Here is a 24,778-nt window from a genome sequence, read left to right as displayed (position 1 = left end):
CCATCCGCAGACCAAGCCAGGGCGCGGGATGTGGCTGATGACGTAGGCTCCTAGTCTCCCAGCCAAATTGAAAAGGGCTCCGGTTTCCGGAGTCCTTTTTTTTTGCGTGCGCGCGGCGCTCGCCACTTTAGTCGCGCGCCTGGCCCTTTCACGTTGAAAATCAGCCTTTGTCCGATATGGCTCCTTGTACGCAGTGCATATGTTGGCATTACCCACCAGCGATATGAGGCTAACGCCATGTACAAGCGTCCGAAGCAGGCCGATCTCTACGGAATCACCAGCGATTTTTGGCAAAAGGGCAGCGTCCGGTACGTCGCGCACGCGATTACGAATACCGGTAGGGCGATCCTCCTGAGGAAAGAGCAGAACCCTGCCGACGGCAACATAAAGCTTGCCAAGAATCATCCCGACAGAAAGTACTGGGAACTTGGAATCACCAGGCCTGGTGAACTCGGGCTAGGAAACAACGAGCGCCTTGCGCGCATCGAGATTGATTGCTCGCTGATGCCGTGCGACGGCGACGATGATGGATGCGTGTTTACCGTGCCTCCCGGGATCGAGGCGTGGGGTTATCAGAAGGGTCTCGAACTTCGGGTCTTCGCGCATCGCAACGAAGGCGAGGGCGACAACACGGATGGTTCGGCCCGGCGCTACTTCCGCTGCAAGCTCGGCGACGGTAAGGCGGCTCTGCAAGACGCCCGCAGGAACGGTGCCGACGGCTGGAACTGGAAGGCCTGGCTGGAGAACGAGGACCGGGCGAATCCTTATCCCTGATCGATCCAGGCCAGGCGGTGAAGCACAGCGACCTGTTGCCTTTGTGAGCAGCCATTATGTCCTCGACATGGAGGTCGATTTTCCGGCGTTATACTCCATCGGCCGCATGCAGCTTGCGGACAGAAGCAGAGATCATCCGTTGGCAGGACGGTGTCTCCGGTTCCATGCCTCGCGGCTGGCCGGAACCGCTGGCGATTAGCCGCATCGAGCCCCCAGGCTTCGGAGCGCGTACTCATGCCCATCGATGAAGAGAAACTCAACGCATTTCTAGGAAAGGCGGTTGGTGACCTCGGCGCCGCTTTCAGCGCGGTGTTGGTCCTGCTCGGCGACGAACTTGGCCTGTACAAGGCGCTGGCGAAGGAATCCCTCACATCCGCCGAACTGGCATCGCGTACTGGCACCAACGAGCGCTACATGCGTGAATGGCTGGGCAACCAGGCGGCCGGCGGCTATGTCGATTACGACGCCGCGTCGGGCAAGTTCCGGCTCAACGAAGAGCAGGCGGCCTGCCTCGCGGACCCTGCTGGCCCGGTCGACCTGTCGGGCGCGTATGAAATTGCGCTGGCGTTATTCCATACGTATCCGCGCGTGCGCGACAACTTCCGAAGCGGTGCCGGCATGGAGTGGGGCGAGCACCATCCCTGCCTGTTCCATGGCACCGAGCGCTTCTTCCGCGCCGGATACAACGCCCATCTTCTGGGTGCATGGCTGCCGGCGCTCGATGGTGTCGTCGACAAGCTCGGCCGCGGCGGCAAGGTCGCGGATATCGGATGCGGCCACGGTGCCAGTACGGTGCTCATGGCGAAAGCGTTTCCTGCATCGCAGTTCGTCGGCTACGACTATCATGTCCCCTCGATCGACGTGGCACGCGAACGCGCGAAGACGGCTGGGGTAACCAACGCCACGTTCGAGCAGGCGGACGCCTCCGGGTACAAGGGCCGCGATTTCGACCTCATCGCCTTCTTCGACTGCCTGCATGACATGGCCGATCCCGACGGTGCCGCCCGCCACGCAAGGAGCGCCTTGAAAGACGATGGCACCTGCATGGTCGTGGAGCCCCAAGCAGGTGACAGTGCGGCGGACAACCTCAATCCCGTCGGACGCGTGTACTACGCCGCGTCGTCGATGATCTGCGTGCCGGTGTCGCTGGCTCGCCATGGCCCCGCCCTCGGAGCCCAGGCAGGCGAGGCCCGGTTGCGCAAGGTGATCGTCGATGCCGGCGGCTTCCGCCGCTTCCGGCGCGCCGCGGAAACGCCGTTCAATATCGTGCTGGAGGCTCGTCCCTGAGATCGACTCGGGCGTGGGCCGCCATTAGAGTGAGGGCCGAGCAGGCCTCTCACTCTCCCGGATTTTCCCGACATGGCACCCACGGCTAAACCCGACGTCAAAGCATTCTTCGATGGAGCGAGCAACACGTTCAGCTATGTGGTCTGGGACCCGGCGACGCGCATGGCCGCTGTGATCGACAGCGTCCTTGATTACGACCCTGCCGCCGGGCGGACGAAGCACGAGTCGGCCGATGCGATCATCGATTTCGTCAGGACTCATTCGCTTGCGCTGCAGTGGGTGATCGACACCCATGTGCATGCCGACCACCTGTCGGCGGCCCAGTACGTGCGATCGGTGCTCGGCGGCATGGTGGGTATCGGCGAAAACATTGTCGCCGTGCAGGAAGTCTTCGGGGATTTGCTTAATTCAGGCGACGACTTTCGGCGAGACGGAAGCCAGTTCGACCACCTGTTCAAGGATGGTGAGCGATACAGGCTCGGCGACATCGAGGCAGTGGCCCTGCATACACCGGGGCACACACCAGCCTGCATGACCCATGTCATCGGCGATGCCGCTTTCGTGGGCGATACGCTGTTCATGCCCGACTATGGCACGGCACGTTGCGATTTTCCGGGTGGCGATGCAAGGGCGCTTTACCGGTCGATCCAGAAAATCTTCGCGCTGGCGGACGAGACGCGCATCTTCCTCTGTCACGATTACAAGGCACCGGGGCGCGATGAGTTCGCCCACGAAACCACTGTGGCGGAAGAGCGCCACGGCAATGTGCACCTGCGCGATGGCGAGGACGCATTCGCCGCCATGCGAACCGCCCGGGACGCCACGCTCCCCGTGCCGAAGCTCCTGCTGCCCGCCGTGCAGGTGAACATGCGCGCGGGCAAGATGCCGCCGGCGGAGGACAACGGCGTGAGCTACCTGAAGATTCCACTCAACAAGGTTTAGTACTCGCAGAATCAGCCATCGCGTGGGACGGCCGCGTTCATGCAAAGGGGCGGTGGCGGGGTTTGTCCTCCGCGAACCGGCAATCTATGTGCGAATTCGGCAGGCACCTGCACATTGGCAGGATTCATGCGGGAAAGTGGCCTCGCCCGGTCGTGGATTCACCACGGCCGGGTCGCACGATCTGGCGCCGCACGAGCGCAGACTGCATTCACCAACCAGAGGACCACCACCATGTTCAATCACACCCGTACCTTGCTCGCTTCCCTTGTCTTGCTCACTTTCGGCATTGGCGCGGCGCATTCGCAAACAGCCCTGTCCGGCTTGGGACAGTCGTGGCCCAATGCCACTGACGTGAGCTCCAGCCCGAACTACCATGTCTACGTGTTCGAGCGCGGCGGCACGCGATACATCCAGGTCAACGATGCCAGTGGCACCGTGCGCGGCGCCTTCGCTCGCACGCCGTACAAACTCACGGGCCTGCCCATCGGTACGGACACGCTAGCCACGCCTGACGAACCGCTGCCTGCTCCGGCCAGCACGGCCGTCGAGTCGGTCTACGACGATGGGACGGTGCAGCTGTTCGTCGCGCCGCAGTCCGATGGCACCGCACGGCTGATGCTGGTTCCCGCCGACTGCAAGAACAACCCCGTGGAGTGCACGGGCCGGTAACGTCGCAAGGACACCGTTCGTTGAGGAGGGGGCAGCCTCCTCAACGACGGGGTCCGTGAGCGGGCAGTTCCCGGGTTGCGAGAACATGCAGGGCTGCCTGGCGCCGGGCGATGCGAACTCCGAACAGAAGCGACGTGGTGATGATGAAGGCCAGGATGGCCTGGGTCTGGATCATCGCGGGATCCTGCAGCTCGAAAGCCGTCGAAGCGATGGCGATGCTCGCGAACAGGGAACTGATGGAGGCGCCGTGCCACCCATGCCGCAGTGCCATCGCGATCACCGGCAACCCCATGGCGATGCGCGCACATTGCAGCGCGCCATCGCTGGCGAACGACGTGAGAACCGTGAGCAGCGCCAGCACCGGCAGGGCGAAGAGCAGCATGTCGCGGAACAGCGCACTGTGCCTGACGGCCTGCCACGTGACGATGCCGTGCGGTTCGGCTGCCAGGCGCTCGCGGAGCCCGAGGATCGTGGGAACGACTGCCAGTGCGCCGAGATAGGCTCCGAGGAACCACACAAGGAAGATGGGCGCCGTCATGGCGGGGCCGGGCGAACCATCGCTCATCACCATCGTCGTCAGTACCAGGGAGTCCTCGATGGCGGTGACCGCGGCGCACAGGAGGGTGACGGAGACGATCAGGCTCATGTTGATCTGCCCGTCGCCGCGTACCAGCGGCGCACGATTGCGCATCCATGCCACGACGGGCATGCAGAACAGGATAGGCGGCACAGAGGCAGCCAATGCCCAGGCCACACCGAAGACGGACGCATGCAGGAAGGCCATCTCGGCCACGGGAAGGGCTTCGCCCACGGCCAACGCCGGCCAGAATCGCCGTGGGACCAGGAGAAGACAGGCCAGCCTGAGCCCCGCGGGCAGCATCCAGTGCGAGAACGAAAAATAGCGGGTCAGCTCATAGCAGGCCGCATAGGCTCCCGCCACGGCAAGGTAGCGCCCCCAGACCAACGGATCCCTGTTCACTCTGCCCACGTGTTTGGCCCCTCTGTCCGTCGTCCCGACATGGTTGGCCAGCGATGACAAGGCACTTCATCCACCGGCCGCTGAATGGTCCGAGGCCCTGGCGGCACCCAGGGATATCCCGACCGCGTACCTAGTTTGAAGGTATAGCGGCCTGTTCGCCATCGACTGTATGGCGTTTTGAACGATTTGCCGAATAAGCGCCCGAATTTTCCCGGGGGTCACCAACGCAGCGCGCGCGGACCCACCAGCGTGCCGAGGGCGGCGGGGATGAGCATACCCAGCAGGTACCATGTGGACCAGAACGGCGGCGCAAGTTCCGGGCAGTGCAAGCAATAGGCCACCGTACCGGTAGCCCCCGCCAGCAAGCCGACCGCCGCGCCGGCCAGGCGAGGTCGCACCGGCGCCATCCCGCGGACGGCCCAGAGCATGGCGACGAAGGCCGGCATGGCCAGCGTGGCGATGAGGATGGGGCAAACGCGCCAGGTATGGCCCAGGATCAGCGGCAGGTGGGTACCGGGGGCCGCATGGGCCAGTACCCAGCCCATGGCCACCCAGCCCAGCGCCACCGGCGTGGCCAGTACGGCCCAGGCCCCGCCGACACGCACGCCGGGCCGGGCCAGGCGGCCCGTGACCCAGAGGGCCGCGGCGGCGATGGCGCTGGCATAGCACAGCCGGAACCAGAAGTTCGGCAGGGCTATGGCCTCTTCGAGGTCCGGCCGGACCCCCAGCAACACCACCATCAACAGCAACGCAGCCACGAAGCCGGCGACCCAGGCCAACGCAAAGCGGCGCGCGGGAGCGTGACGGTCCACCGGCGGCGCCTGCGTCGCGAGCAGGGCGATCAGGTCGTCGGTTTTCACGACTGCACCCGGATGCGCGCCGCCAGGGCCTTCAGGCCGCGATGCACGCCGACCTTCACGGCGGACTCGGACATACCGCAGCGTTGCGCAGCCTCGGCGACGGACAGGCCTTCCAGCTTCACCAGCTGGATCGGTACCCGGTGGCGGTCGGGCAGCCCTTTGAGCAGGACGCCGACATCGCGCCGTGCGTCGGTCGGCTCCACGTCGGAGGCGACGAACAAGCCACCGTCGTCCTCGAACGGCTCGTGCAGCGCCTCACGGCGCGAATGGGCTCGAAAGAAGTCCATCAGCTTGTAGCGGGCGATCGCATGGACCCAGGCGGTGAGTGGCTGCTCCGTTCGATAGGTGTGTCGCGCGTTGTGTATGGCCAGCAGGGTTTCCTGCAGGATATCTTCCACGTCCGCCTGCGCCCGCGGCAAGCGGCGGCGGAGGTACGCCCTGAGATGGCCCGACAGGCCGTCGAGAAAACGACGGTAGCACGCCGTGTCACCGGCAAGTCCGTCGATAAAATATACGCGCAGCTCCAACTCGGCCGGCGACCTGCCTGCCTGATGTCTTTCTACGACCTCAGCGCTGACCTGTCGGTTTTTCATCGACGGGGATTTAGCCTTGCTGCGTCGGACATCGCAATAGCCTGGACGTATAGGTGCATGCCGCGGTGCCGGGAATGCGAAAAGCCATTGCGACGCACGGGTGTTCATATGCGCCAGTTCGTCCGGGCGGGCTGTGCGGTTACAGGGTTCTTGGATATTTCTCCCACATTTTCGCTTTTCGACGTTTTTTCCATGCTGTAACCAGCGCGACCCCGTCAGCGAACTCCACCACGACCCCGGACATGTTGTCCGCTATCCAAAGGATTCAACGCATGAATCGTCACGCCGCCACGCTCGCCCTCACCCTCGCCGCGCTGGTGACCGGTGTCGCCCACGCCGACGACAAGCAGGGCGCGAAGCCCGCCATGGAGAAGTGCTGGGGCGTCTCCAAGGCCGGGCAGAACGACTGCGCCGCCGGCCCAGGCACCACCTGTGCGGGCACGGCCAAGGCCGATTACCAGAAGAACGCGTGGAAGCTCGTGCCGGCCGGCACCTGTACCTCGATCAAGACGCCGAACGGCAACGGCTCGCTCATGAAAGTGGGCTGACACCATGCGCGGACCGCTCGCCGCCGGCATGGGCTTCAAGCCACAGCATATCGAGGACGCATTGCATCGCGCGTCGCCGGGACTATGGTTCGAGGTTCATCCCGAAAACTACCTGGCCGAGGGCGGTCCGCATCCGGCCATGCTCGACGCGTTGGCGGAACGCCATCCCGTGTCGCTCCATGGCGTATCCCTTTCCCTGGCGGCGGCCGCGCCGCCGGATCCACGGCATTTGCACCGGCTTCGTCGCCTTGTCGATCGCGTGAAGCCGGTCCTGGTATCCGAACACCTGGCATGGTCGACCTGGGGTGGAGCCTACGTCCCGGACCTGCTGCCGTTCCCGCGCAGCCACGAAGCGCTCGCTCGTGTGGTAGAGAACGTGCAGCGCAGCCAGGATGCGCTTGGACGGAAGCTCTCGCTGGAAAACCCGTCGCATTACCTGGCGCTCGAAGGGCACGACTGGAGTGAAACCGACTTCCTCGCGGAACTGGTACGCCGCAGTGGCTGCGGCTTGCTCCTCGACATCAACAACGTCTATGTGAGTGCGCATAACCTCGGTACCGATGCGCGCGCGTATCTCGACCGGTTTCCGCTGCGCTCCGTGACCGAGATCCATCTCGCCGGCCATGGTGTCGACGACGGTTCCGCTGGCGGCTTGCTGGTGGATTCGCACGATGCGCCTGTCGCCGAACCGGTGTGGGAGCTTTATCGCCACGTCCTGGCGCTGGTGGGCGCGCGACCGACACTGATCGAGCGAGACGGCAACATTCCGTCGTTCGACGAGCTGCACGAGGAATGCGTCCGTGCGAATGTATTGCTCGCCGAACACCGGATGGCCGCATGAGCGGACTGGCATCGTTCCAGCGTAATTTTGCCGGCGCCCTCTTCGACGAGGCGTCCGCATTCGCCCCGGCGGGGCATCCCGCCTTCGCGGTGTACCGCAATACCGTGATGCGTGCGTCCCTGGACGCGCTGGAAGGGAATTTTCCGGCCGTGGTATGCCTGGTCGGCCGCGACTGGTTCCGCGCCGCCGCCGCGATACACGTCGCGGAGGATCCACCTCGCGATGCACGCCTCTCCACGTACGGCGAAGCGTTCCCCCGTTTCCTCGCCGGCTTCGAGCCGGCATCCGGTCTGCCCTACCTGGCCGATGTCGCGCGTCTCGATCGCCTGTGGTCGGAAAGCCTCCATGCCGCGGACGCGACACCACTCGGCACGCAACACCTGGCGGCGCTCGCCCCCCAGGCGCTGGCCGGCATGCGCCTGCGCCTTCATCCGGCAACACGCTGGTTCGCGTCGGCGTTGCCGGCACGCACGATCTGGCAGGCCAGTCGCCAGGGTAAGCCGGTGGACGACACCCTTGCCTGGGATCCTGAATATGCCGTCGTGGTTCGCGTGGCGCACGATGTCCGCGTCCTCCGGGCAGGGGTCGTAGATGTCGCGTTGCTCGAAGCCTGCGAAGCGGGAGCGACGCTCGGCGAAGCGACCCTGGCGGTGGCCGAGGCGCATTCCGAGGCGCGTATCGACCTCATTCTTTCCGGGCTCCTGCAGTCCGGCGCATTCGCCAAGTCCTGAAGGAATCCCATGTCATCCACCGTTGTCACGTCCGCTCGTCCCACTTTTCGCAGCCGCTGGAATGCTCTCGCCGAAGGCCTCGCACGATGGATCGGGCACGACCTGCTTGCGCTTGCAGGGCGCCTGTCCATCGCCGCCATCTTCTTCCAGTCCGGCCGCACGAAGGTAGAGGGTTTCCTCACCGTCACCGAGGGAACCTATGAGTTATTCCGTAGTGAGTACCGTCTGCCGCTCGTTCCGCCGGAAATGGCGGCCCACCTCTCGGCCGGTGTGGAAACCTTCGTCCCCGTGTTACTGGTGCTGGGCCTGTTCACGCGTTTCTCGGCGTTTGTGCTGCTGGGCATGACCACGATCATCGAGATCTTCGTATATCCCGACGCATGGCCGACCCATCTCTCCTGGGCCGCCATCCTGCTTTACCTCATCGGGCGCGGCGGTGGCCGCCTCTCGCTGGACAGGTTCTCAGGCATCCGCTAAAAAGCGGCTGATCGAATAATTCTCAAGGCGCCGGTCGGGAAAAGGCATTCTGGTGTAACCGAATGGGCCGGCGCAGCGAACTGTCAACGCCATCCCGGCAAACTATCCTGTCACGGAGAAAGACCATGCATACCGCCACCCACAGCATCGCCGCCGCCGCCGCCATTTTCGCCGTCTCGGTCGCCGCGATCTCTGCCCCGGCCCAGGCCGCGGAACACGCCGCCGGCAAGACCGTGCATTGCTACGGCGTCAACACTTGCAAGGGCACGTCTGACTGCAAGACTGCCCATAACGAGTGCAAGGGCATGAACAGCTGCAAGGGCCAGGGCTTCAAGCAAATCTCGGTGAAGGAATGCAAGGCTCAGGGCGGTAGCGAGACTGCTCAGTAAGTACCGTGGCCCGGTTACCCACGGGTAGCCGGGTCGTCTGCCTGGAGCGTCGCATGTCCCACCCTTCACCGACACCATTGTCCGGCTTCGGGCTAGGCCTGCGCATCCCGCATTACGACGATTTCCTCGAAACGGCTCAGCCGGTGGATTTCCTCGAAGTCATCTCCGAAAACTTCATGGTCGAGGGCGGCAAGCCGCTCGACGTGCTCGCCGGCATTCGCGAGCGATATCCGGTTGCCCTGCACGGCGTTTCGATGAACATCGGCTCCAGCGATGGTGTCGACTTGGACTACCTTGCCCGTTTACGCCGTCTTGCGGACCGCTTCCAACCCTTATGGGTGTCCGACCATCTCTGCTGGACAGGCGTGGAAGGTTTCAATTCGCACGACCTGCTTCCGTTGCCGTATACGGAGGAAGCACTCGACCTCGTTGCATCCAACGTGCACGCCGTGCAGGATGCACTCGGGCGGCCCCTCGTGGTGGAAAATCCGTCCACTTACCTTGCGTTTCCCGAGGCAGGCATGAGTGAGGCCTCCTTCCTCACCGAACTCTGCGCGCGCACCGGCTGCTACCTCCTGCTCGATGTGAACAACATCTATGTCAGCGCGACGAACCATGGCTTCGATCCCGACGACTGGCTGCGGCGCCTTCCGCTCGACCGCGTGCTGCAGATTCACCTGGCCGGGCACAGCCAGGGGCGCGACATGCTCATCGACACGCACGATTCCCCCGTATGCGATCCGGTGTGGGCGCTCTATGCACGCTTCGCCGAACGTCTGGGTGACGTCGCGGTGATGATCGAGCGCGACGACCATATTCCACCGCTGGCGGACCTGCTGGCCGAGTTGGCGCATGCCCGCTCGCTCGCCGGCGATGCACGGTCACGCGCCGCATGAACCTCAGGGAACGACAGCACGCCTTTGCCGTCGCGCTCGGCATGGGTGCGGTTCCCGAGGGCGTCGATGCGCACGGCATGGCCGTGTATGCGAACAACTATCGCGCGCAGCTTCGCGCCTGCCTCCGCGAGGCTTACGGGAAGACGGTTCTGTGGCTTGGCGACGATGCTTTCGATGCCAATGCGTCGCGCTACATCGACCGTCATAAGCCCTCGTCGTGGACCATGGACGCGTATGGCGAATACTTCGTCCAATGGCTGGAGAATGCCTACCCCGCGGATGCCGAAGTAGGCGAACTGGCCTGGCTGGACTGGCACCTGCGGCGCGCGTTCTCAGGCCCCGACGCGCAGCCCATGGAAGTTCACGACCTGGTCGCCGATGACTGGGAGAATGTGGAAATCGACTTCGTACCGACGCTGCGCTTTCGCCCCATGCTCAGCAATGCGGTGGCGATCTGGCGTGCACTGGCCGATGAAACGCCTCCGCCACCGGTGGTCATCGTGGATGCCGGGGTGGGTGCGCGGGTGTGGCGGCAGGGCCTGTCGCCGCGCTTCGCCAGCATGACCGCCGATGAGGCCACTTGTCTCGACCTTGCCCTGGCCGGCGCCAGCTTCGGCGAAATCTGCGCTGCCCTGGGCCGCACGCACGACGGGGAGCAGACCGCCCGCATCGCCGGCGGCTGCCTGGGCGCGTGGACGGCCGAAGGGATGATTCGCGGCTTGCGTCGATGATCGATGAGGCGCATTTTTCGCACGGACTGGCCGGCGATCAACTGGAACCCGACTGGCCGGCGTTGACGGCGGAAGAGACGGCAAAGGTCATCGCGCGCGTTCCGTCGCTGGGCGAACTGCGCTCCGTCGACTGGCACAGTCCGAGGCCGCTCTCCGCCGCCGCGCTCGTCACGACCACGGCGGGAAGCGTTTTCATCAAACGTCATCACCGGAGCGTGCGCGACGAAACCTCACTGGCGGAGGAGCATCGCTTCGCCACGTTTCTCCGCGAGGCCGGCATACCCGTGCCGCGCATCCTTCGCGACGCCGACGGCATGACCGCGTTCGGATCGCGGGATTGGATATACGAACTGCACGAACCCGCACGTGGCGTCGACATCTATCGCGACGCATTTTCGTGGTCGCCCATGGGTGCCCAAGGCCATGCGATCGCTGCTGGAAGCATGCTCGCACGGATGCATGTGGCCGCCGAGGCATACGACGCGCCACAACGCCACACGCATATCCTCGTTGCTCGCTCCGACATCCTCGCATCGAACGATCCGCTGGCGACCATCGCCACCCAGCTCCTCGCGCGTCCCGCCCTGGCGCGCTATCTGAATGACCGGGACTGGCGCGGCGAGATCGGCGACGCCATCGCGCCATGGCATGAACATGCGGCCGAAGCGCTCGCCACCCAGTCGCGCCTGTGGACGCATGGCGACTGGCACGTCTCCAATCTGTGCTGGAGCGGCCCGGAAGACGGCGCGGTCATTACCGATGTCCTCGACTTCGGTCTCAGCGCGGCCACGTTCGCCCTGTTCGACCTCGCCACCACCATCGAACGCAACGCCATCGCGTGGCTGGAGATCGATCGCGCAGACATCGCAAGGCCTGATCTGGCCCTGGCGATCATCGCGGGCTACCGGCTGGTGCGGCCCCTGGATGCCGACGCGCTGGACGTCCTGGCCAGGCTGCTTCCCATCGTGCACCTGGATTTCGCGCTCTCGGAGGTGGAGTACTTCGAGGGCATCACCGGTCGCCGCGACCATGCCGACGTGGCCTACCACGCCTTCCTCCGTGGCCATGCCGCCTGGTTCACCGGCCCTTATGGCCGAGCCCTGCTCGAGGCCATACGCAGCGCGGTCTGACGATTCGTGGTTCAATAGGCGCTCTAGAAGCGGGGGTGCCCGGCGAATGCCGGGCTGAGAGAGTCCCTTGGAACCTGACCCGGTTAGTACCGGCGTAGGGAGCTTGCAGAACCACGGAGGCTGGTAGCGCCCGTGGTTCGCCGTCGCTTCGTCCGTGAACCTGAAGACGACGATGACCCTCTCCCGTACCCCGCTCGCCCTGGCCCTGCTCTTTATCACGACCGCCCACGCCGCCGACGAAGCGTCGACGCCGCAACAGGCGCGCACCCTGCCGACCGTGGACGTCCACGCAACGACGGCCAACAGCTACCGCGCCACCGATTCCCAACTCGACACCTTCGGCAGCTTCGGCAGTGCCCCGCTGCACGACACGCCCGCGGCAATCACCGTGATCACCCGCGCGCAGATCGACGACCGACAACCACGGACCCTGAGCGAACTGGTGCGCGGCGATGCGGCGATCAACGACAACTACGCGCCGGCCGGCTACTACCAGGACGTATCGATTCGCGGCTTCCCCCTCGACCTTGCCACGGGCTTCCGCTTCAACGGCATGATCATGTCGGCGGAGCAACTGCTGGCGCTCGAAGGCAAGGAGCGCGTGGAGGTCCTCAAGGGGCTCGGCGGGCTCGAAGCAGGCGTCGTCGAGCCGGGTGGCCTCGTGAACTACGTGAGCAAGCGCACGGCGGACGTGCACACGGTGACTGTCGGCACCGACTCGCATGGATCGAGCTACGAGGCCCTGGACCTCGGCGCCTGGTTCACTCCGACCTTCGGCGTGCGCGTTAACGCAGCGAACGAAAAGACGCATTCGTACGTCGAGCACGCCGATGGCCGGCGCAGCTTCGTCTCCGTCGCGGCGGACTGGAAGATCAGCGACAAGGCGACCTTACTGCTCGATACCGATTACCAGACCAGCGGGCAGCGCTCGGCGTCGGGCTACCAGTTGCTCGGCGGCACGGATATTCCGCAACATCCGAGCCGCACGCGGCTGCTCGGCTACCAGCCATGGCAGCGGCCGGTGGGCATTCATGCGAGCAATAGCTCGCTGCGCTTCAACTACCGCTTCAGCGATAACTGGAACGCCCAGCTTTCGGCGGGCCACAGCCACACGGTGATCGACGACAACGTCGCCTTCGCCTACGGCTGTTTCTACGCGGCATCCTGCGCGTCGGGCGCCACGCCCGGCTATTTCTTTGCGCCTAACGGCGACTACGACGTCTACGATTTCCGCAGTCCGGACGATACGCGGCAGAACGACGAGCTGCGCGGCGTGGTCACGGGAAGCTTCGCCACAGGATCGGTGGACCACGAACTCAACCTTGGCGCCACGTCGTTCCGGCGTACGGTCGACCAACGTCCCTATGTGTACGACTACGTGGGCACCGCGAACATAGACGACCGGGTCGTGCCGGTGTTCGACCCGTCGCCGAACCAGCCTGGGCCGTCCGTGCGGCGCCTGACAAGCTGGCAGCGCACACTGTTCGCCATCGACCGGGTGCATCTGGGCGAGGCCTGGCAGGTACTGGCGGGTGCGCGTTACGTGCGCCTCGACGAGCGCTCGTACGACGATGCCGGCGCGCCCGACCGGCATACGCGCATGGACAAGACGCTGCCGCAGGCGGCCGTGCTCTGGCAGCCCAGCGAGCCCCTTACCACGTATGTCAGCTACGGCGAGGGCCTGTCGCTCGGGCGCGAAGCACCGTACTGGACATCCAACGGCGGCACGACGCTGGCGCCTCTGCATTCGCGCCAGGTGGAAGCGGGCGTGAAGTATGCGGTGAACGATGCACTCGACCTCCAGGCAGCCCTCTACCGCATCCGCCAGTCGTACCAGTTCGCGCGACCGGACGACACGCCGGAAGCCTTTACCTTCGTGCAGCAGGGTCAGGAAGTGCACACGGGCATCGAGTTGAACCTCGCGGGCCGCGTCACCGACAACCTGCGACTCACCGCCAGTGCGAACGTCATTCGTGCGCGCGCCGAGGATACCGGTGCGCCTTCGTACGAGGACCACCAGGTGGTCAACGTGCCGCGCTGGCGCACGGCGCTGTATGCCGACTACAGCCTGCCCTTCGCACCGGGTCTGGCCGTCCTCGGCGGCTGGCGTTATGCGAGCGCCAATGTCGCGACACCCGATGGCAGCCTGCGGGTGCCGGCGTACCATGTGTTCGACGCAGGCCTGCGTTACGCGACGCATGTCGATGGCCATGCGTTGACTTTCCGGTTGAATGTCGACAACGTCTTCAACCACTTCTATTGGCGCGACACCGGCAGTTCGGGTGGCGACAGCTACCTGTTCCCGGGCATGCCGCGCCTGGCGCGCCTGTCGATGACCTATGAGCTTTGAACTGTCTCCCTTCGAGGTTTCTGCCGCTCTCGTGAGTGCGGCCGGCGTGTGGCTGACCGCGCGACGCAGCCCATGGTGCTGGCCGGTGGGGCTGGTGTCGGTGATCGCCTATGCGTGGATCTTCGTCGACGCGAAGCTCTATTCGGACATGCTGCTGCAGGCAATCTTCGCCGTACTTATCCTGTACGGATGGCGTCGCTGGATGAGCAACCTCGACGAGAGCGGCCATGTACGCGTGACATCGCTGTCGCCGCGAGAGGCGGCGCAGCACCTCGCCATCGGCAGCGCCGCGGCGCTGGCCCTGGGTTACGCCATGCATCGCTACACCGACGCATCGCTGCCCTGGCTGGACGCGGCCCTCACTGCTTTCAGCCTCGTCGCACAGTGGTGGCAGGCGCGACGCCATGCGGCGGCGTGGTGGCTGTGGATCGCGGTGGATGTGTTCTACGTGGGCGAGTACGTTTACAAGTCGCTGCCGGTTACGGCGGTGTTGTACGTGGGCTTGATTGTGCTCGCGGCGATGGGATTGAAGGCTTGGCGGCACCAGGTGGCCTCCGCCCCTGCTTGAGCACGGACGGCTCCTGACGTCTGGCACCTGCGAGCGGCGGGGGCGTTTGCCTAGGATGCAATGACCCCGCGCAAGACAGAGGTGAACGATGCGCCTGTCCCTGCTTCTACTGATTACGCTCGCCGTTCCGGCCGTCGCTGTCGCTGAAGCTCCGCCTCCGTTGCAGGCCGCACGTATCGCGGCCGCCACTGGGCTGAAGGCTCACTCTGCGTTCGTCGCCGAAGGCAAGCAGGAAAGTGAAGGCCTCGACAGCACCTGGCGTGAGGCGGTGGACCGTCACGCCGACGCCTGGCGAGTGTCCATAGCCAACCCGGCACGCTCCTATGCCGACGGTGCGGATGCCAAGGGCCGCTGGCACCAGGATGTGTCCGGCGGCGTGCATCCGCTCGATTCCAGAGAAGCGCGCCCGGTCGCCGTGACCGAAGGCTGGCTGCTGCGGATGGGCTGGTTGGATAGCGACGACACGGTGTATTCGGCGGCGAAGGTCGACGGCGGCCTGCTGCGCGTCGAGGCCACGCCGCACGACGGTCGCACCGTCACGTTGTGGATGGATCGCCCGACGGGGCGTGTGCTGCGTGCGCAGTGGCGTTCCTCATTCTTCACCGTGACCCGTGAGTTTACGGATTACCGCGATACGGATGGCGTACCGATGCCTTACCGCATCGCCACCGTGGCGAAGACCGACAGCGGTACGGAAGACAGCAACGAGACCGTCCGCATCGATCGTTACACCTCACCTGACACCGCGACCCTGGCCAAAGCGCTGGAGCGCCCGCCGCTGCTGCCCGGCGACGTCGTCATGCGTGGCGGCGCGCGCGAGGCATCGACGCCGATGACGCTCGAAGGCGGCGCGCTGCTTGTGGACGTTTCCATCAATGGCGCCAAGCCGCTGCCGTTCATCCTCGACACCGGCGGCCACGCCATCCTCACCGAGGCGACGGCGGAGAAGCTCGGCATCAAGGGCCAGGGCAAGGGCGTCAGCACGGGCTCAGGGCCGGGCTCCATGGCGATCTCCTACGCGCGCGTAGGCTCGATGGCGCTGGGCGACGCAGAGATTCGCGACCAGACCTTCCTCGTGATGCCGTTTGGATTCAGTTTCTCCGATCGTGGCGAGCGCACGCCTATCGCCGGCATTCTTGGCCTCGAAGTGTTCGAACGCTTCGCCGTCACGTTCGATTACGACGGCAAGCGTCTCATGCTGGCCCCGTTTGAAGCCGATACGCCCCCGTCGCCCGGCAAGGGCACGGCCGTGCCCCTGCGTTTTACCTCCGACATGCCGCTCGTCGACGGCTCGCTGGACGGCCGGCCCGGCGTGTTCGGCATCGACACCGGCAACAGCGGCCACCTGCTGGTCTTTCCGCAATGGATGGAGCGCAACGGCCTGTTCGACCGCTACAGCAAGGGTTACGCATTGGGAGGTGGTGGCGGCGTGGGCGGTTCCTTCGTGTCGCGCATCTCGCATATCGAGTCGCTCGGTATCGGCGACCTCACGGTCCACGGCTACGTCGCCCAACTGACGCCGCCGAACGCCGGCGCCACGGCGAACGTGAGTGAAGCCGGAAACATCGGGCAGGACGTGCTCTCGCAGTTCCTCGTGCACATGGACTACCGCCGGGCCGCCATGTACCTCGCGCCGCGGGCGTCGACGCCCGGCGGTCCCTGGAACCTCGATCCCGGCGTGCGCGTCGGTAGGAAAGAAGATCGCCCGGATCGCTTCGCGGTGGCGCTCGTGGTGCCGGGAAGCCCTGCCGCCAAAGCCGGCCTCAAGTCAGGCGACGCCATTCTCACGGTCGACGGCGTGCCTGCGGCGAAACTTGGCGGCTGGGGCTGGCGTGACATCTTCAACCGGGCAAAGCCGGGACAGAAGGTTGCACTTGGCATGGCCAACGGCCGGAAGGTGATACTGGACCTCGTGGATTTCGCGCCGTAACCACACTGGCGGGTTTTTTCAGAATAGTTCCATGGGCCGGACCGGTGAAGTCACGCATCATGGACAGGTCGCCGCAGGTTGGCACTACGGTTGGCTCAAGGACTTGAGCCCTGTTCGCCAACCAGCGAACGGCACGGCCGGGGCGTGGGACGCGCCCCGGCCGTTCTTTGTCAGGGTTGCTTCTGCGAAGTACCCCAATCGTTGGGGCCGAATGACAGGTGCAGCACCGTGCGGGTGTCGTCATCCCGCGGTGGCTCATACTCGAGCGAGGTGCAGCCGTTCGCCTGTTGCCGCTTGGCCGCCAACGCGGCCGTCTTGGCCATCTGCGTGGCGTGGGCCGTCGTCCCGCGTCGATCGGCCCTCAACAGCATGCGATAGCCATCGGAGCTCACACCGTCCTTCAGCCCGGCCGGAGGCGACTGCCCCGGTGGCGTCACCACGATGTCCATCTTCCGTCCGCAGGTGCCCACACTGACGATGTCGATGCCGTCCAGCAGGCTGCCGATGAAGCGGTCTGCGTTTTCCGCCAGGGAGTCCACGGCTTCCACCGTGGTGCTCAGGCGGATCTTCACGAAATAGAGCTTGCGGTAGAAAAGGTAGGCGCGCGAGGTGAGCATGTCCTGCTGCGAGTCGAACACGATGGGCAGGAAGCGGCCTTCCAGCTTCTTTCCGCCGGGCAGCAGCGCCGTGTAGGAACTCTCATCCCCCCACCACACGTTGCGATAGATCTGCTGGCGCTCGGCGAAGGCCACGGATTCCCGGAAGTCCTCCATGGCCCGGCCCAGCATCGTGGCGTTGTCGCCCTCGCCGGCCGGGTAGATGAAGACGTCGGCGATGATCCAGTCGGCGTTGTCGATCCGGTACCGCAGCGATACGCCGGCGGCGATGTCGCCTTCGTCGGCATAATTCTTCACGGCCGCCAGCGTGGCGTCACCCAGCCGCTTGGGTGCGACGATCCAGGTATCGTCCACCACGCCGCGATGGTCCGCCGGGCCGGACAGCGCCAATGGAGGCCCTGCCGGGACCTCTTGCGCACGCGTAGCCATGCCTGTGCACAGGCACAGCAAAACGGGGATTGCCTTCCACCGCGACATCGTCACCAGCCCCAAGATCATTCGAACGCCAAACCCCGCGCGCGCACTATAGCCGTCCATTCGTCTCAGCGGGAGCGCTTCGTTGCACGAAGCCGCCGCCGCAGAAAAGTCAGGGTCGCTGCTTCCAATTTGCGGGGAAATCGAAGGCAGGTTTCAGGAACCCACCGATGGAGGTGGCCATCGGTCCAGCCGTTGACCATGCTGGAGTCCGCCGGTTGCGGCTGGCCGTCGTCGTCGAGATACTGGAACGAGCGGCCACGCCTGCACCGGGTGATGCCCGGGTCGGTATCGCATACGTACACCAGGCCCGCCGCTTTCGCGTGAGCCTGTTCGGCGCTTGCCGGTTCGAGTGCGTCGGGCGGGGGATTCCTGGACATGGCCGGGACTATGTCCCGGCGCGCTATCAAGGCAGGGTGAACGTGCCGTCAGGCAACCCGGCAGAACACCGCCTTCAGGTAGCGGTTCTCCGGCACGTTGCTGGCCACCGGGTGGTCGGGGCCTGCGCCGGCGACGTCCAACACCTGGATGTCGCGCCCGGCGTTGAGCGCGACGCGGCGGATCATCTCAAGGAAATCGCCCTCGCCGACCAGCCCCGTGCAGGAGCAGGTGAGCAGGATGCCGCCCGGTGCCAGCACATCGAGCGCGGTGCGGTTCATCGCGAAGTATTTCTTCAGCGCGTTCATCACCTGGTTGCGGTCGCGGGTGAGCTTGGGCGGGTCCAGCACCACGGCATCCCAGGTTTCACCCCGCGCGATGGCCGCGCGCAGCCATTCGAAGACGTCGCCTTGTTCGAAGCGGGCGGTGACGCCGTTCATGCGGGCGTTCTCGCGGGCCACCTCCAGGATCGCCGCATCCGCGTCGACGCCGGTGGCTTCGAGCGCGCCTGCCTTCATCGCATGCACGGCGAAGCCGCCGGCGTTGCAGCAGAGGTCGAGCACGCGACGTCCGCGCGCAAGCGTGGCGAAGCGTCGGCGGTTCTCGCGCTGGTCGGCGAAGAAGCCGGTCTTGTGGCCCAGGCCCGGCGCCGCGTGGAAAGCGAGGCCGTGTTCTTGCACGTCCACCGCCGCCGGTGCGTCGTTGGAGCGCACGTCGAACGATTCCTGGCGCTGCACGTGCTGCTCGGCGAACCAGTACAGCGATGCGCCCGGAAAGTGACGCTGCAGTTCCGCGTGGATGGTGTCGCGGAAGCGCCACATGCCCGCGGCGAAGTACTCCACCACGAGATGGTTCGCATAGCGGTCTACCACCAGTCCGGACAGGCCGTCGCCCTCGCTGTGCACGACGCGCCACGCGTCGCTGACCTCGTCGAGGCGCAGCAGCTCACGACGCAGTTCCACGGCGCGGGCCAGCCGGTCGGCGATCCAGCTGTCGTCGATCGCCTCGTCGGGGTTGATGGTGAGCAGCCGCAGGGCCACGCGGGCATGGCCATTCCAGAAGCCGCGGCCGACGAAACGACCCTTGGCATCCTCCACGTCCACCACGCTTCCGGGCGGCAGGCGGTCGGCAGGCTTCGCGATCTGGGCGGACCAGATCCAGGGATGGCCCGGCACACGGTCGGACTTAAGGCGGATGACGGGGAGGGCAGATGCGTTCATCGGTGAATGATAGCGGTGCTCAGCGTCCGAAGCGCAGGACCAGCCACGAGGCCAGCGCGAGGAGGTTGATGCCGATGTGCGCCGCCGACGGGCCGCCGATGGTTAGCAGCCAGCCGTGCTCGGCGATGGCCCAGTCGAAACCGAGGCGCGGCGAGCGCTGCAAGGTCAGCGAGAGGTTCGCGAACGCGCCGCTGGAAAGGGCGTAGCTGAAGACCGGGGTGGCGATCAGCGGCGCCTGCAGGAACTGCGCCCAGATCGACATGCTGGTGCCGCGCCCGTCGTTGCTGGCGAGGAGCACACCGGCCACGAGGATGAAGGCGAACAGCAGCACGCCCAGGACGGCGACGATCGCGTCCACGCCGCCGAAGCGTCCACCCAGCAGGCGGTCGAACTGGTGTACCAGCCCGAAAAGCCCGCCGGCGATCTCGAAGACGGCGATGACGCGGGTGAGGAACGAATGCATGGAGTCTCCTAAAAAGTCAGGTCAGGTCATCGGCGATGTCGTGCAGGTCGGCGATGTGCTGCTCCCACCAGCGCGCCTCGCCGGCGAACGGGAAGGCTGCCGGGAAGGCAGGATCGTGCCAGCGCTCCGCGATCCAGCCGGCGTAATGCACCTGGCGCATCGCCCGCAGCGCGGGAACAAGGGCGAGTTCCACCGGATCGAAGTCGCGGAACTGCCCGTAGCCTTCCAGCAGGGCATCCATCATCGCGTCGTCGCCCGCCAGCATCCACAGGTCCTGCACGGCCGGGCCCATGCGCGCATCGTCCAGATCGACGAAGTGCGGGCCCGCATCGGTCCAGAGCACGTTGCCCGGGTGGCAATCGCCGTGCAGGCGGATGTGGCGCAGAGGCCCGACGGCTTCGAAGCGGTTGGCCACCGCATCGTCCACACGCCCCGCCGCGTGCCGGTAGGCGTCGAACAGGTGCGCGGGAAGCAGGTCCGAGCCGAGGGCCGCACGCATCGGCGTATCGATCATCGTGGCGCGATCGAGTGTCGTGCGCGCGTGGAAACGCTCGCGCGACCCGACGGCGTGCATGCGCCCCAGCAACCGCCCCAGCCACTCGAGCTGGTCCGTGGATTCCAGCGAGGGCGCGCGTCCACCGCGGCGCGGATAAAGCGCATAGCGATAGCCGTCGCGACGCAGCAGCGTGTGTCCGTCTACGACCAGTGGCGCCACCACCGGAAGCTCCGCCGCCACGAGTTCGAGCGCGAAGGCATGTTCCTCCTCGATCGCGGCATCGGACCAGCGGCCGGGGCGGTAGAACTTCGCGACCACGAAACCACCGTCTTCGAGTCCCACCTGGAACACGCGGTTCTCGTAGCTGTTGAGCGTGAGCAGGCGGCCGTCGCTCCAGCTGCCGCCCGCGTCGACGGCGGCGAGCACGAGATCGGGTGAGAGCGCGGCGTATGGCGCGGCTTCGCTCACGCGCGCAGGTTTCCGGGCGCGCCACCCGGCGATGGAATCACCGCCATGGTGAGTCGCGACAGGCAGACAAGCCTGCCGTGTTCCTCTTCAATGCGGATCTCCCACACCTGCGTGGTACGGCCGAGGTGCACCGCCTTGGCCGTACCGGTAACGGTGCCGCCATGAACCCCGCGGATGTGGTTGGCATTGATGTCCAGGCCCACGGCGATTTCCTTTTCGACGTCCAGGGTCAGCAGCGAGGCCGAACTGCCCAGCGTCTCGGCCAGCACGACGGAGGCGCCGCCGTGGAGGAGGCCGAACGGCTGCTGGGTGCGGCGGTCGACCGGCATCGTTCCCTGCAGCCAGTCGTCGCCGAACGCCGTGAAGCGGATGTCGAGGGTTTCCATCATCGTGCCGCGGCTCCAGCCGTTGATCCGGGCGAGGTCGATGGGATGCTTCCAGATGGCCATGGCCGTCGCGTTCCTTTGGGGCAAGCTGTCATTGTCCTACAATGTAGGAGTGCCCACCGTAACCCTGACAGCTTCCGGCAAGCGCTTCGACGCCGCTGCTGGCGAGACCGTGCTCGAAGCCGCCCAGCGCGCGGGAATCGCCCTCCCGTATTCGTGCCGCGGCGGCGTGTGCGGCAGCTGCAAGGCCACGCTCGTCAGCGGCGAATGCCGTTATCCGCGCAACCCGCCCGTGGCGCTGTCCGGCGTCGCGCGCTCGCGGCACGCGATCCTGCTCTGCCAGGCCGTGCCCCGCGGCGACATCGCCATCCAGGCCCGCGAAATCGCCTCGGTGGAGGACATTCCGCATCGTCGCGTCCAGACCGAAGTGGTCAAGCGGCAGGCCCTGGCCCCCGATGTCGTCGGGGTGTGGCTGAAGCCGCTCGACGGCACCCGCGTGAACTGGCTGCCGGGGCAATACCTGGACGTGGTGCTGGATGACGGCAAGCATCGTCCGTTCTCCATCGCCGGTTGCCCGCGCGAAGACGGCCTCATCGAACTGCACGTGCGTCATGTACCGGGAGGCGGTTTCACCACCTGGGTCTACGATGCATTGCGTGTGGGCGACCGGCTCACGGTCGAGGTGCCGCTGGGTACCTTCGTACCGCGCGAGGACTCGGAGCGGCCGATGCTGTTCATGGCTGGCGGCACCGGCTTCGCGCCGGTGAAAGCCCTCGTCGAGCACTTCATCGCGCTGGGCACGCGGCGGCCGATGCACATTTACTGGGGAGCACGCAGCGAGGCGGACCTCTACCTGCTGGACCTTGCCCGGCACTGGACCGGGGAACTGCCCACGATCCACTTCACGCCGGTGCTGTCCGATCCCGGAGCGGCCCGGGCAAGCGGCCTGCGCGAAGGCCTGATCCACGAGGCACTACTCGAGGACCACCCGGATCTTTCCGGCTTCGACCTCTACATGAGTGGCCCGCCGGCGATGGTCGCGGCGGGGCGCCAGCTCTTCATCGATGCGGATCTGCCGGAAGATCGCCTGTACTTCGACTCGTTCGACGTGGCGCCGGATGTACTTACCGCGATCCTGCAAGGGCGGGCGGGTATCCACGGACTGTAGGAGCGGACCCTGTCCGCGACAGTCTTTAGCCACCGGGGAACAGGGCCTGTAGCTCTTCGCGAAAAGCCGTCGCGGACAGGGTCCGCTCCTACACGTTATTTCTTTCCCTTCGCCACCGGCAGCTGTGCGGTCTGCCAGGCGTAGGTACCGCCGTCGAGCACGAAGACGCGCGTGAAGCCGGCCTTGATGAGACGGTTGGCCGCCTTGCCTACGCCGCGGCCGTCCTTGTCGACCAGCACCACCGGCAATTCCTTCGCCTTCGAGAGATCCTTCTGCGTCTCCGGATCGAACTGGCTCATGGCCACGTTCTTCGCGCCGGGGATGTGCGCCTTCTCGAAATCCGCGCTGGCGGAGAGGTCCACGATAAGCGGTGTGTCGCGATTGATCAGCTGGGTAAGGCCCGCGGGGGTCAGCGACTTCCACTTGCGGAACAGACGGCCGGCCTCGCCTGCGACGAGGGCGATGAGGATCACCACGAACGCGGCCACCAGCAGGGCGTGGTTGGTCACGAAGGCGGGCAGCTTCTGCATTACGTCGTTCATCGGGTCTTTCCGCGTCCCAGTGAGGGGCTAAACGGCCGATTATATCGGCTTAGTGGGGCGAGAAGTCCGGCAAGCCGGTCGTCAGCGTCCACTTGTTCTTCTCACGGTCGTAATGCCAGCGCTGGTGGTCCACGAGGCTGCGTTCGGCCTGGGTATTGATGTTCACCACGTTGATCTGGACCACCTGAACCACGTCATCGTCGCCGTCCGGCCGCGGGCCGGAACCCTCGTCGTAGCCGGTCACGCGCAGCTGACCCAGCCGGCCCTGCTCGATGGAGCTCATGGGATGCTCGGCGGCGTAGTCCTTGTCGACGAAGCTCTGCGCGCCGGTGAAATCGCCCCAGCGGATCGCCGATGCGTAACTCATCAGGGTCTTGTTCAGGGCCTGGTTGCGCTTGTCGGTGGCGCAGCCCGCGAGGGCCAGGAGGGCAAGGGCGAGGGCGGGCAGGGCGAGTGGGCGCATGGCGGCTTCCATCGTGGCGTCGGGCGGCATTATGCCCGGCGTTTGGCCACGAAGCGCGCGTCCAGGCTGGCTGCCGGCTTCCCCCCGGTGCCAGGCACCACGCAGGCGAAGTCGGCGCGGGCGCGGCCGCGAGCCTCCAGCGTGGCGAAGAACGGTTCCCAGGCGGCGCCGGGCGCGAGCGTGGCTTCTACGCGCAGGTCGTCCCAGACGGGGTCCAGGTAGCGCACCGTGGAATCGGCCACGAACACGTCGCAGTCCAGGCCCCGCTCGCGCAGGCGCGCTTCCACCAGCGCCCAGCAGGCCACGGTCATGAGGCTGGCCAGGCTACCCCCGAAGGCGCAGCCCTTGTCGTTGATGTTCGGGGCCAGTGGCGCGGTCATGGTGAGCCGCTCGCCGTCGAAGGCGGCGATGTGGAGGTCCATGGCGCGGGCGAGGGGAATGCCGTCGCGTATGAAGTGCTCGAGCTCGGGGAGAGGGGCTTGGATCGTCGTCATAAGCAGGGAAGTCTACGGGCCCGCGCCGACCGTTCGCACGCGTATGTGAAGACCCAACCTTCGGCATTGGCGACGGCGTCCCCACCTTCCCTATCCTGACCGCCAGTCGCAGGATGCCAGACAGGACTCTCAGTAGTGAGTCGCTCCCTCCCCCTTCGTAACGTCACCATCGTCATCACCCGTCCCGCAGGTACCGCCGGGCCCCTCGCACGGCGTGTTCGCAAGCTCGGCGGCATTCCCGTCAGCGTGCCGGGCCTGTCGCTGCGCGCCACGGAAGATGCGTCCACCGTGAACGCGGCCCTGCGCCGCGCGCTGGATGGCGACGTGCTGGTTTTCACCAGCCCCGCCGCCGTGCGCTTCGCCGCCGATGTACTTCCCCTTGCCACGAACGCCACGGTGATCGCGGTGGGGCGTGGCACGGCGCGGGCGCTGAAGACGGCCAACGTCCCCGATGCCTGCTTCCCCGACAAGTCCCAGGACAGCGAGGGCGTGCTCGGCATGCCCGAACTGGCCGACCTTGCCGGCAGGCGGGTCGCCCTCGTGGGCGCGCCGGGGGGCAGGGGCCTGCTTCGCGAACAGCTTGCCTTGCGCGGCGCCCGGCTCGAGGAAATCCACGTGTACCACCGCGTGGCTCCGCGGATCGACCGGCGCCACATCGATCCGCTGCTCAAGCTGGGCCGCCGGTCGGCCGTATTGCTATCGAGTGCCGAGGCCCTCGAGCACTTGCGCCGGGCCCTGATCGCCCCCGCCTGGCGCAAGCTGGTCCAGGCCGTGGCCGTGGTCAGCAGCGAGCGCTTGAGGGACATCGCCGCCGAGGCGGGCTTCGACCGGATCGCTGTGGCGCGGTCGGCACTGCCCGGCGACCTGCTGAAGGCCGCCGCCGAGGTGTCGTTCACCCATCGCTGAATCCGGCC

At 66.0% G+C, this 24,778-nt stretch carries 29 protein-coding genes and 1 riboswitch; of the genes, 17 read left to right on the top strand and 12 right to left on the bottom strand.

Going from position 1 to position 24,778, the window contains the following annotated elements; genetic code table 11:
* Positions 1–237: 237 nt before the first annotated feature.
* From VGM71_RS12050 to VGM71_RS12035, 4 genes are all read left to right on the top strand, one after another.
* A complete protein-coding gene (locus VGM71_RS12050; protein WP_331545410.1) occupies positions 238–774 on the top strand; it encodes a hypothetical protein in 537 nt (178 codons plus the stop codon).
* Positions 775–1,008: 234 nt separating this feature from the next.
* Complete coding sequence (locus VGM71_RS12045; RefSeq protein ID WP_331545408.1) at positions 1,009–2,061, top strand: class I SAM-dependent methyltransferase; 1,053 nt, start codon at positions 1,009–1,011, stop codon at positions 2,059–2,061.
* A 72-nt stretch (positions 2,062–2,133) separates the two neighbouring features.
* Positions 2,134–3,003 (top strand): MBL fold metallo-hydrolase, encoded by an 870-nt coding sequence (locus VGM71_RS12040; protein ID WP_331545406.1) that lies wholly within the window; start codon positions 2,134–2,136, stop codon positions 3,001–3,003.
* A 231-nt stretch (positions 3,004–3,234) separates the two neighbouring features.
* Entirely contained in the window at positions 3,235–3,672 is a 438-nt protein-coding gene (locus VGM71_RS12035; protein ID WP_331545404.1) for a hypothetical protein, read from the top strand.
* A 40-nt stretch (positions 3,673–3,712) separates the two neighbouring features.
* Here VGM71_RS12035 and VGM71_RS12030 read toward each other — a convergent pair whose 3' ends face one another.
* The 3 genes from VGM71_RS12030 to VGM71_RS12020 all read right to left on the bottom strand — a co-directional run bounded on the left by VGM71_RS12030 (position 3,713) and on the right by VGM71_RS12020 (position 6,104).
* The gene (locus VGM71_RS12030) at positions 3,713–4,660 is read right to left on the bottom strand and encodes an MASE1 domain-containing protein (RefSeq protein WP_331545402.1); all 948 of its coding nucleotides are present in this window, start codon (positions 4,658–4,660) and stop codon (positions 3,713–3,715) included.
* 209 nt (positions 4,661–4,869) lie between these two features.
* Complete coding sequence (locus tag VGM71_RS12025; protein ID WP_331545400.1) at positions 4,870–5,511, bottom strand: DUF1109 domain-containing protein; 642 nt, start codon at positions 5,509–5,511, stop codon at positions 4,870–4,872.
* A complete protein-coding gene (locus VGM71_RS12020) occupies positions 5,508–6,104 on the bottom strand; it encodes a sigma-70 family RNA polymerase sigma factor (RefSeq protein ID WP_331545398.1) in 597 nt (198 codons plus the stop codon). The genes VGM71_RS12025 and VGM71_RS12020 overlap by 4 nt, the downstream gene beginning before the upstream one ends.
* Positions 6,105–6,376: 272 nt before the next feature.
* On the opposite strand from VGM71_RS12020, the gene VGM71_RS12015 reads away from it, so the two are divergent.
* The 11 genes from VGM71_RS12015 (at position 6,377) to VGM71_RS11965 (ending at position 16,695) form a co-directional block, all read left to right on the top strand.
* Positions 6,377–6,652: a DUF2282 domain-containing protein gene (locus VGM71_RS12015; protein ID WP_331545396.1), complete on the top strand. Its 276-nt coding sequence runs from the start codon at positions 6,377–6,379 to the stop codon at positions 6,650–6,652.
* A gap of 4 nt (positions 6,653–6,656) precedes the next feature.
* Positions 6,657–7,493, top strand: coding sequence for a DUF692 domain-containing protein (locus tag VGM71_RS12010; RefSeq protein ID WP_331545394.1), 837 nt, complete (start codon positions 6,657–6,659; stop codon positions 7,491–7,493).
* Positions 7,490–8,224: a DNA-binding domain-containing protein gene (locus VGM71_RS12005; protein ID WP_331545392.1), complete on the top strand. Its 735-nt coding sequence runs from the start codon at positions 7,490–7,492 to the stop codon at positions 8,222–8,224. The genes VGM71_RS12010 and VGM71_RS12005 overlap by 4 nt, the downstream gene beginning before the upstream one ends.
* Before the next feature lie 9 nt (positions 8,225–8,233).
* Positions 8,234–8,701, top strand: coding sequence for a DoxX family protein (locus VGM71_RS12000; RefSeq protein WP_331545390.1), 468 nt, complete (start codon positions 8,234–8,236; stop codon positions 8,699–8,701).
* Between the two features lie 125 nt (positions 8,702–8,826).
* Positions 8,827–9,090, top strand: coding sequence for a hypothetical protein (locus tag VGM71_RS11995; protein WP_331545388.1), 264 nt, complete (start codon positions 8,827–8,829; stop codon positions 9,088–9,090).
* Positions 9,091–9,143: 53 nt separating this feature from the next.
* A complete protein-coding gene (locus VGM71_RS11990; protein ID WP_331545386.1) occupies positions 9,144–9,986 on the top strand; it encodes a DUF692 domain-containing protein in 843 nt (280 codons plus the stop codon).
* Complete coding sequence (locus VGM71_RS11985; protein ID WP_331545384.1) at positions 9,983–10,717, top strand: DNA-binding domain-containing protein; 735 nt, start codon at positions 9,983–9,985, stop codon at positions 10,715–10,717. Before VGM71_RS11990 ends, VGM71_RS11985 begins: the two co-directional genes overlap by 4 nt.
* Positions 10,714–11,847, top strand: a complete 1,134-nt coding sequence (locus VGM71_RS11980; RefSeq protein WP_331545382.1) for a phosphotransferase enzyme family protein — start codon at positions 10,714–10,716, stop codon at positions 11,845–11,847. Before VGM71_RS11985 ends, VGM71_RS11980 begins: the two co-directional genes overlap by 4 nt.
* Positions 11,848–11,868: 21 nt before the next feature.
* Positions 11,869–11,965, top strand: a riboswitch (TPP riboswitch).
* Positions 11,966–12,019: 54 nt separating this feature from the next.
* On the top strand, positions 12,020–14,197 hold the full coding sequence (locus VGM71_RS11975; protein WP_331545380.1) for a TonB-dependent siderophore receptor: 2,178 nt from the start codon (positions 12,020–12,022) through the stop codon (positions 14,195–14,197).
* Position 14,198: 1 nt separating this feature from the next.
* A complete protein-coding gene (gene pnuC / locus VGM71_RS11970) occupies positions 14,199–14,765 on the top strand; it encodes a nicotinamide riboside transporter PnuC (RefSeq protein WP_331545656.1) in 567 nt (188 codons plus the stop codon).
* 88 nt (positions 14,766–14,853) lie between these two features.
* Positions 14,854–16,695 (top strand): aspartyl protease family protein, encoded by a 1,842-nt coding sequence (locus VGM71_RS11965; protein WP_331545378.1) that lies wholly within the window; start codon positions 14,854–14,856, stop codon positions 16,693–16,695.
* 170 nt (positions 16,696–16,865) lie between these two features.
* Here the strand turns inward: VGM71_RS11965 and VGM71_RS11960 are convergent, their stop codons facing one another.
* The 6 genes from VGM71_RS11960 to VGM71_RS11935 all read right to left on the bottom strand — a co-directional run bounded on the left by VGM71_RS11960 (position 16,866) and on the right by VGM71_RS11935 (position 21,260).
* Positions 16,866–17,741, bottom strand: coding sequence for a hypothetical protein (locus tag VGM71_RS11960; protein ID WP_331545376.1), 876 nt, complete (start codon positions 17,739–17,741; stop codon positions 16,866–16,868).
* A gap of 113 nt (positions 17,742–17,854) precedes the next feature.
* On the bottom strand, positions 17,855–18,166 hold the full coding sequence (locus VGM71_RS11955) for a hypothetical protein (RefSeq protein WP_331545374.1): 312 nt from the start codon (positions 18,164–18,166) through the stop codon (positions 17,855–17,857).
* Positions 18,167–18,214: 48 nt separating this feature from the next.
* Positions 18,215–19,384, bottom strand: coding sequence for a class I SAM-dependent rRNA methyltransferase (locus VGM71_RS11950; RefSeq protein ID WP_331545372.1), 1,170 nt, complete (start codon positions 19,382–19,384; stop codon positions 18,215–18,217).
* Positions 19,385–19,403: 19 nt separating this feature from the next.
* A complete protein-coding gene (locus VGM71_RS11945) occupies positions 19,404–19,847 on the bottom strand; it encodes a hypothetical protein (protein WP_331545370.1) in 444 nt (147 codons plus the stop codon).
* Between the two features lie 16 nt (positions 19,848–19,863).
* Positions 19,864–20,811 carry a serine/threonine protein kinase gene (locus VGM71_RS11940; protein WP_331545368.1) on the bottom strand — a complete coding sequence of 316 codons (948 nt, stop codon included), beginning with the start codon at positions 20,809–20,811 and terminating at the stop codon, positions 19,864–19,866.
* The gene (locus VGM71_RS11935; protein WP_331545366.1) at positions 20,808–21,260 is read right to left on the bottom strand and encodes a hotdog fold thioesterase; all 453 of its coding nucleotides are present in this window, start codon (positions 21,258–21,260) and stop codon (positions 20,808–20,810) included. The genes VGM71_RS11940 and VGM71_RS11935 overlap by 4 nt, the downstream gene beginning before the upstream one ends.
* 49 nt (positions 21,261–21,309) lie before the next feature.
* Between VGM71_RS11935 and VGM71_RS11930 the strand changes: the two genes are divergently transcribed.
* Entirely contained in the window at positions 21,310–22,365 is a 1,056-nt protein-coding gene (locus VGM71_RS11930) for a 2Fe-2S iron-sulfur cluster-binding protein (RefSeq protein WP_331545364.1), read from the top strand.
* A 95-nt stretch (positions 22,366–22,460) separates the two neighbouring features.
* Here VGM71_RS11930 and VGM71_RS11925 read toward each other — a convergent pair whose 3' ends face one another.
* From VGM71_RS11925 to VGM71_RS11915, 3 genes are read right to left on the bottom strand one after another with little or no spacing between them, the layout of a single operon-like run.
* The gene (locus tag VGM71_RS11925) at positions 22,461–22,907 is read right to left on the bottom strand and encodes a rhodanese-like domain-containing protein (RefSeq protein WP_331545362.1); all 447 of its coding nucleotides are present in this window, start codon (positions 22,905–22,907) and stop codon (positions 22,461–22,463) included.
* A gap of 49 nt (positions 22,908–22,956) precedes the next feature.
* Positions 22,957–23,370: a hypothetical protein gene (locus VGM71_RS11920; RefSeq protein WP_331545360.1), complete on the bottom strand. Its 414-nt coding sequence runs from the start codon at positions 23,368–23,370 to the stop codon at positions 22,957–22,959.
* A 29-nt stretch (positions 23,371–23,399) separates the two neighbouring features.
* Complete coding sequence (locus VGM71_RS11915; RefSeq protein ID WP_331545358.1) at positions 23,400–23,864, bottom strand: YiiD C-terminal domain-containing protein; 465 nt, start codon at positions 23,862–23,864, stop codon at positions 23,400–23,402.
* A 135-nt stretch (positions 23,865–23,999) separates the two neighbouring features.
* Between VGM71_RS11915 and VGM71_RS11910 the strand changes: the two genes are divergently transcribed.
* Complete coding sequence (locus VGM71_RS11910) at positions 24,000–24,770, top strand: uroporphyrinogen-III synthase (RefSeq protein WP_331545356.1); 771 nt, start codon at positions 24,000–24,002, stop codon at positions 24,768–24,770.
* The last annotated feature ends 8 nt before the right edge of the window (positions 24,771–24,778 follow it).

Source organism: Luteibacter sp., from assembly GCF_036499525.1.
Taxonomy (GTDB): Bacteria; Pseudomonadota; Gammaproteobacteria; order Xanthomonadales; family Rhodanobacteraceae; genus Luteibacter.
This window is presented reverse-complemented; position numbering and strand designations above follow the sequence as displayed.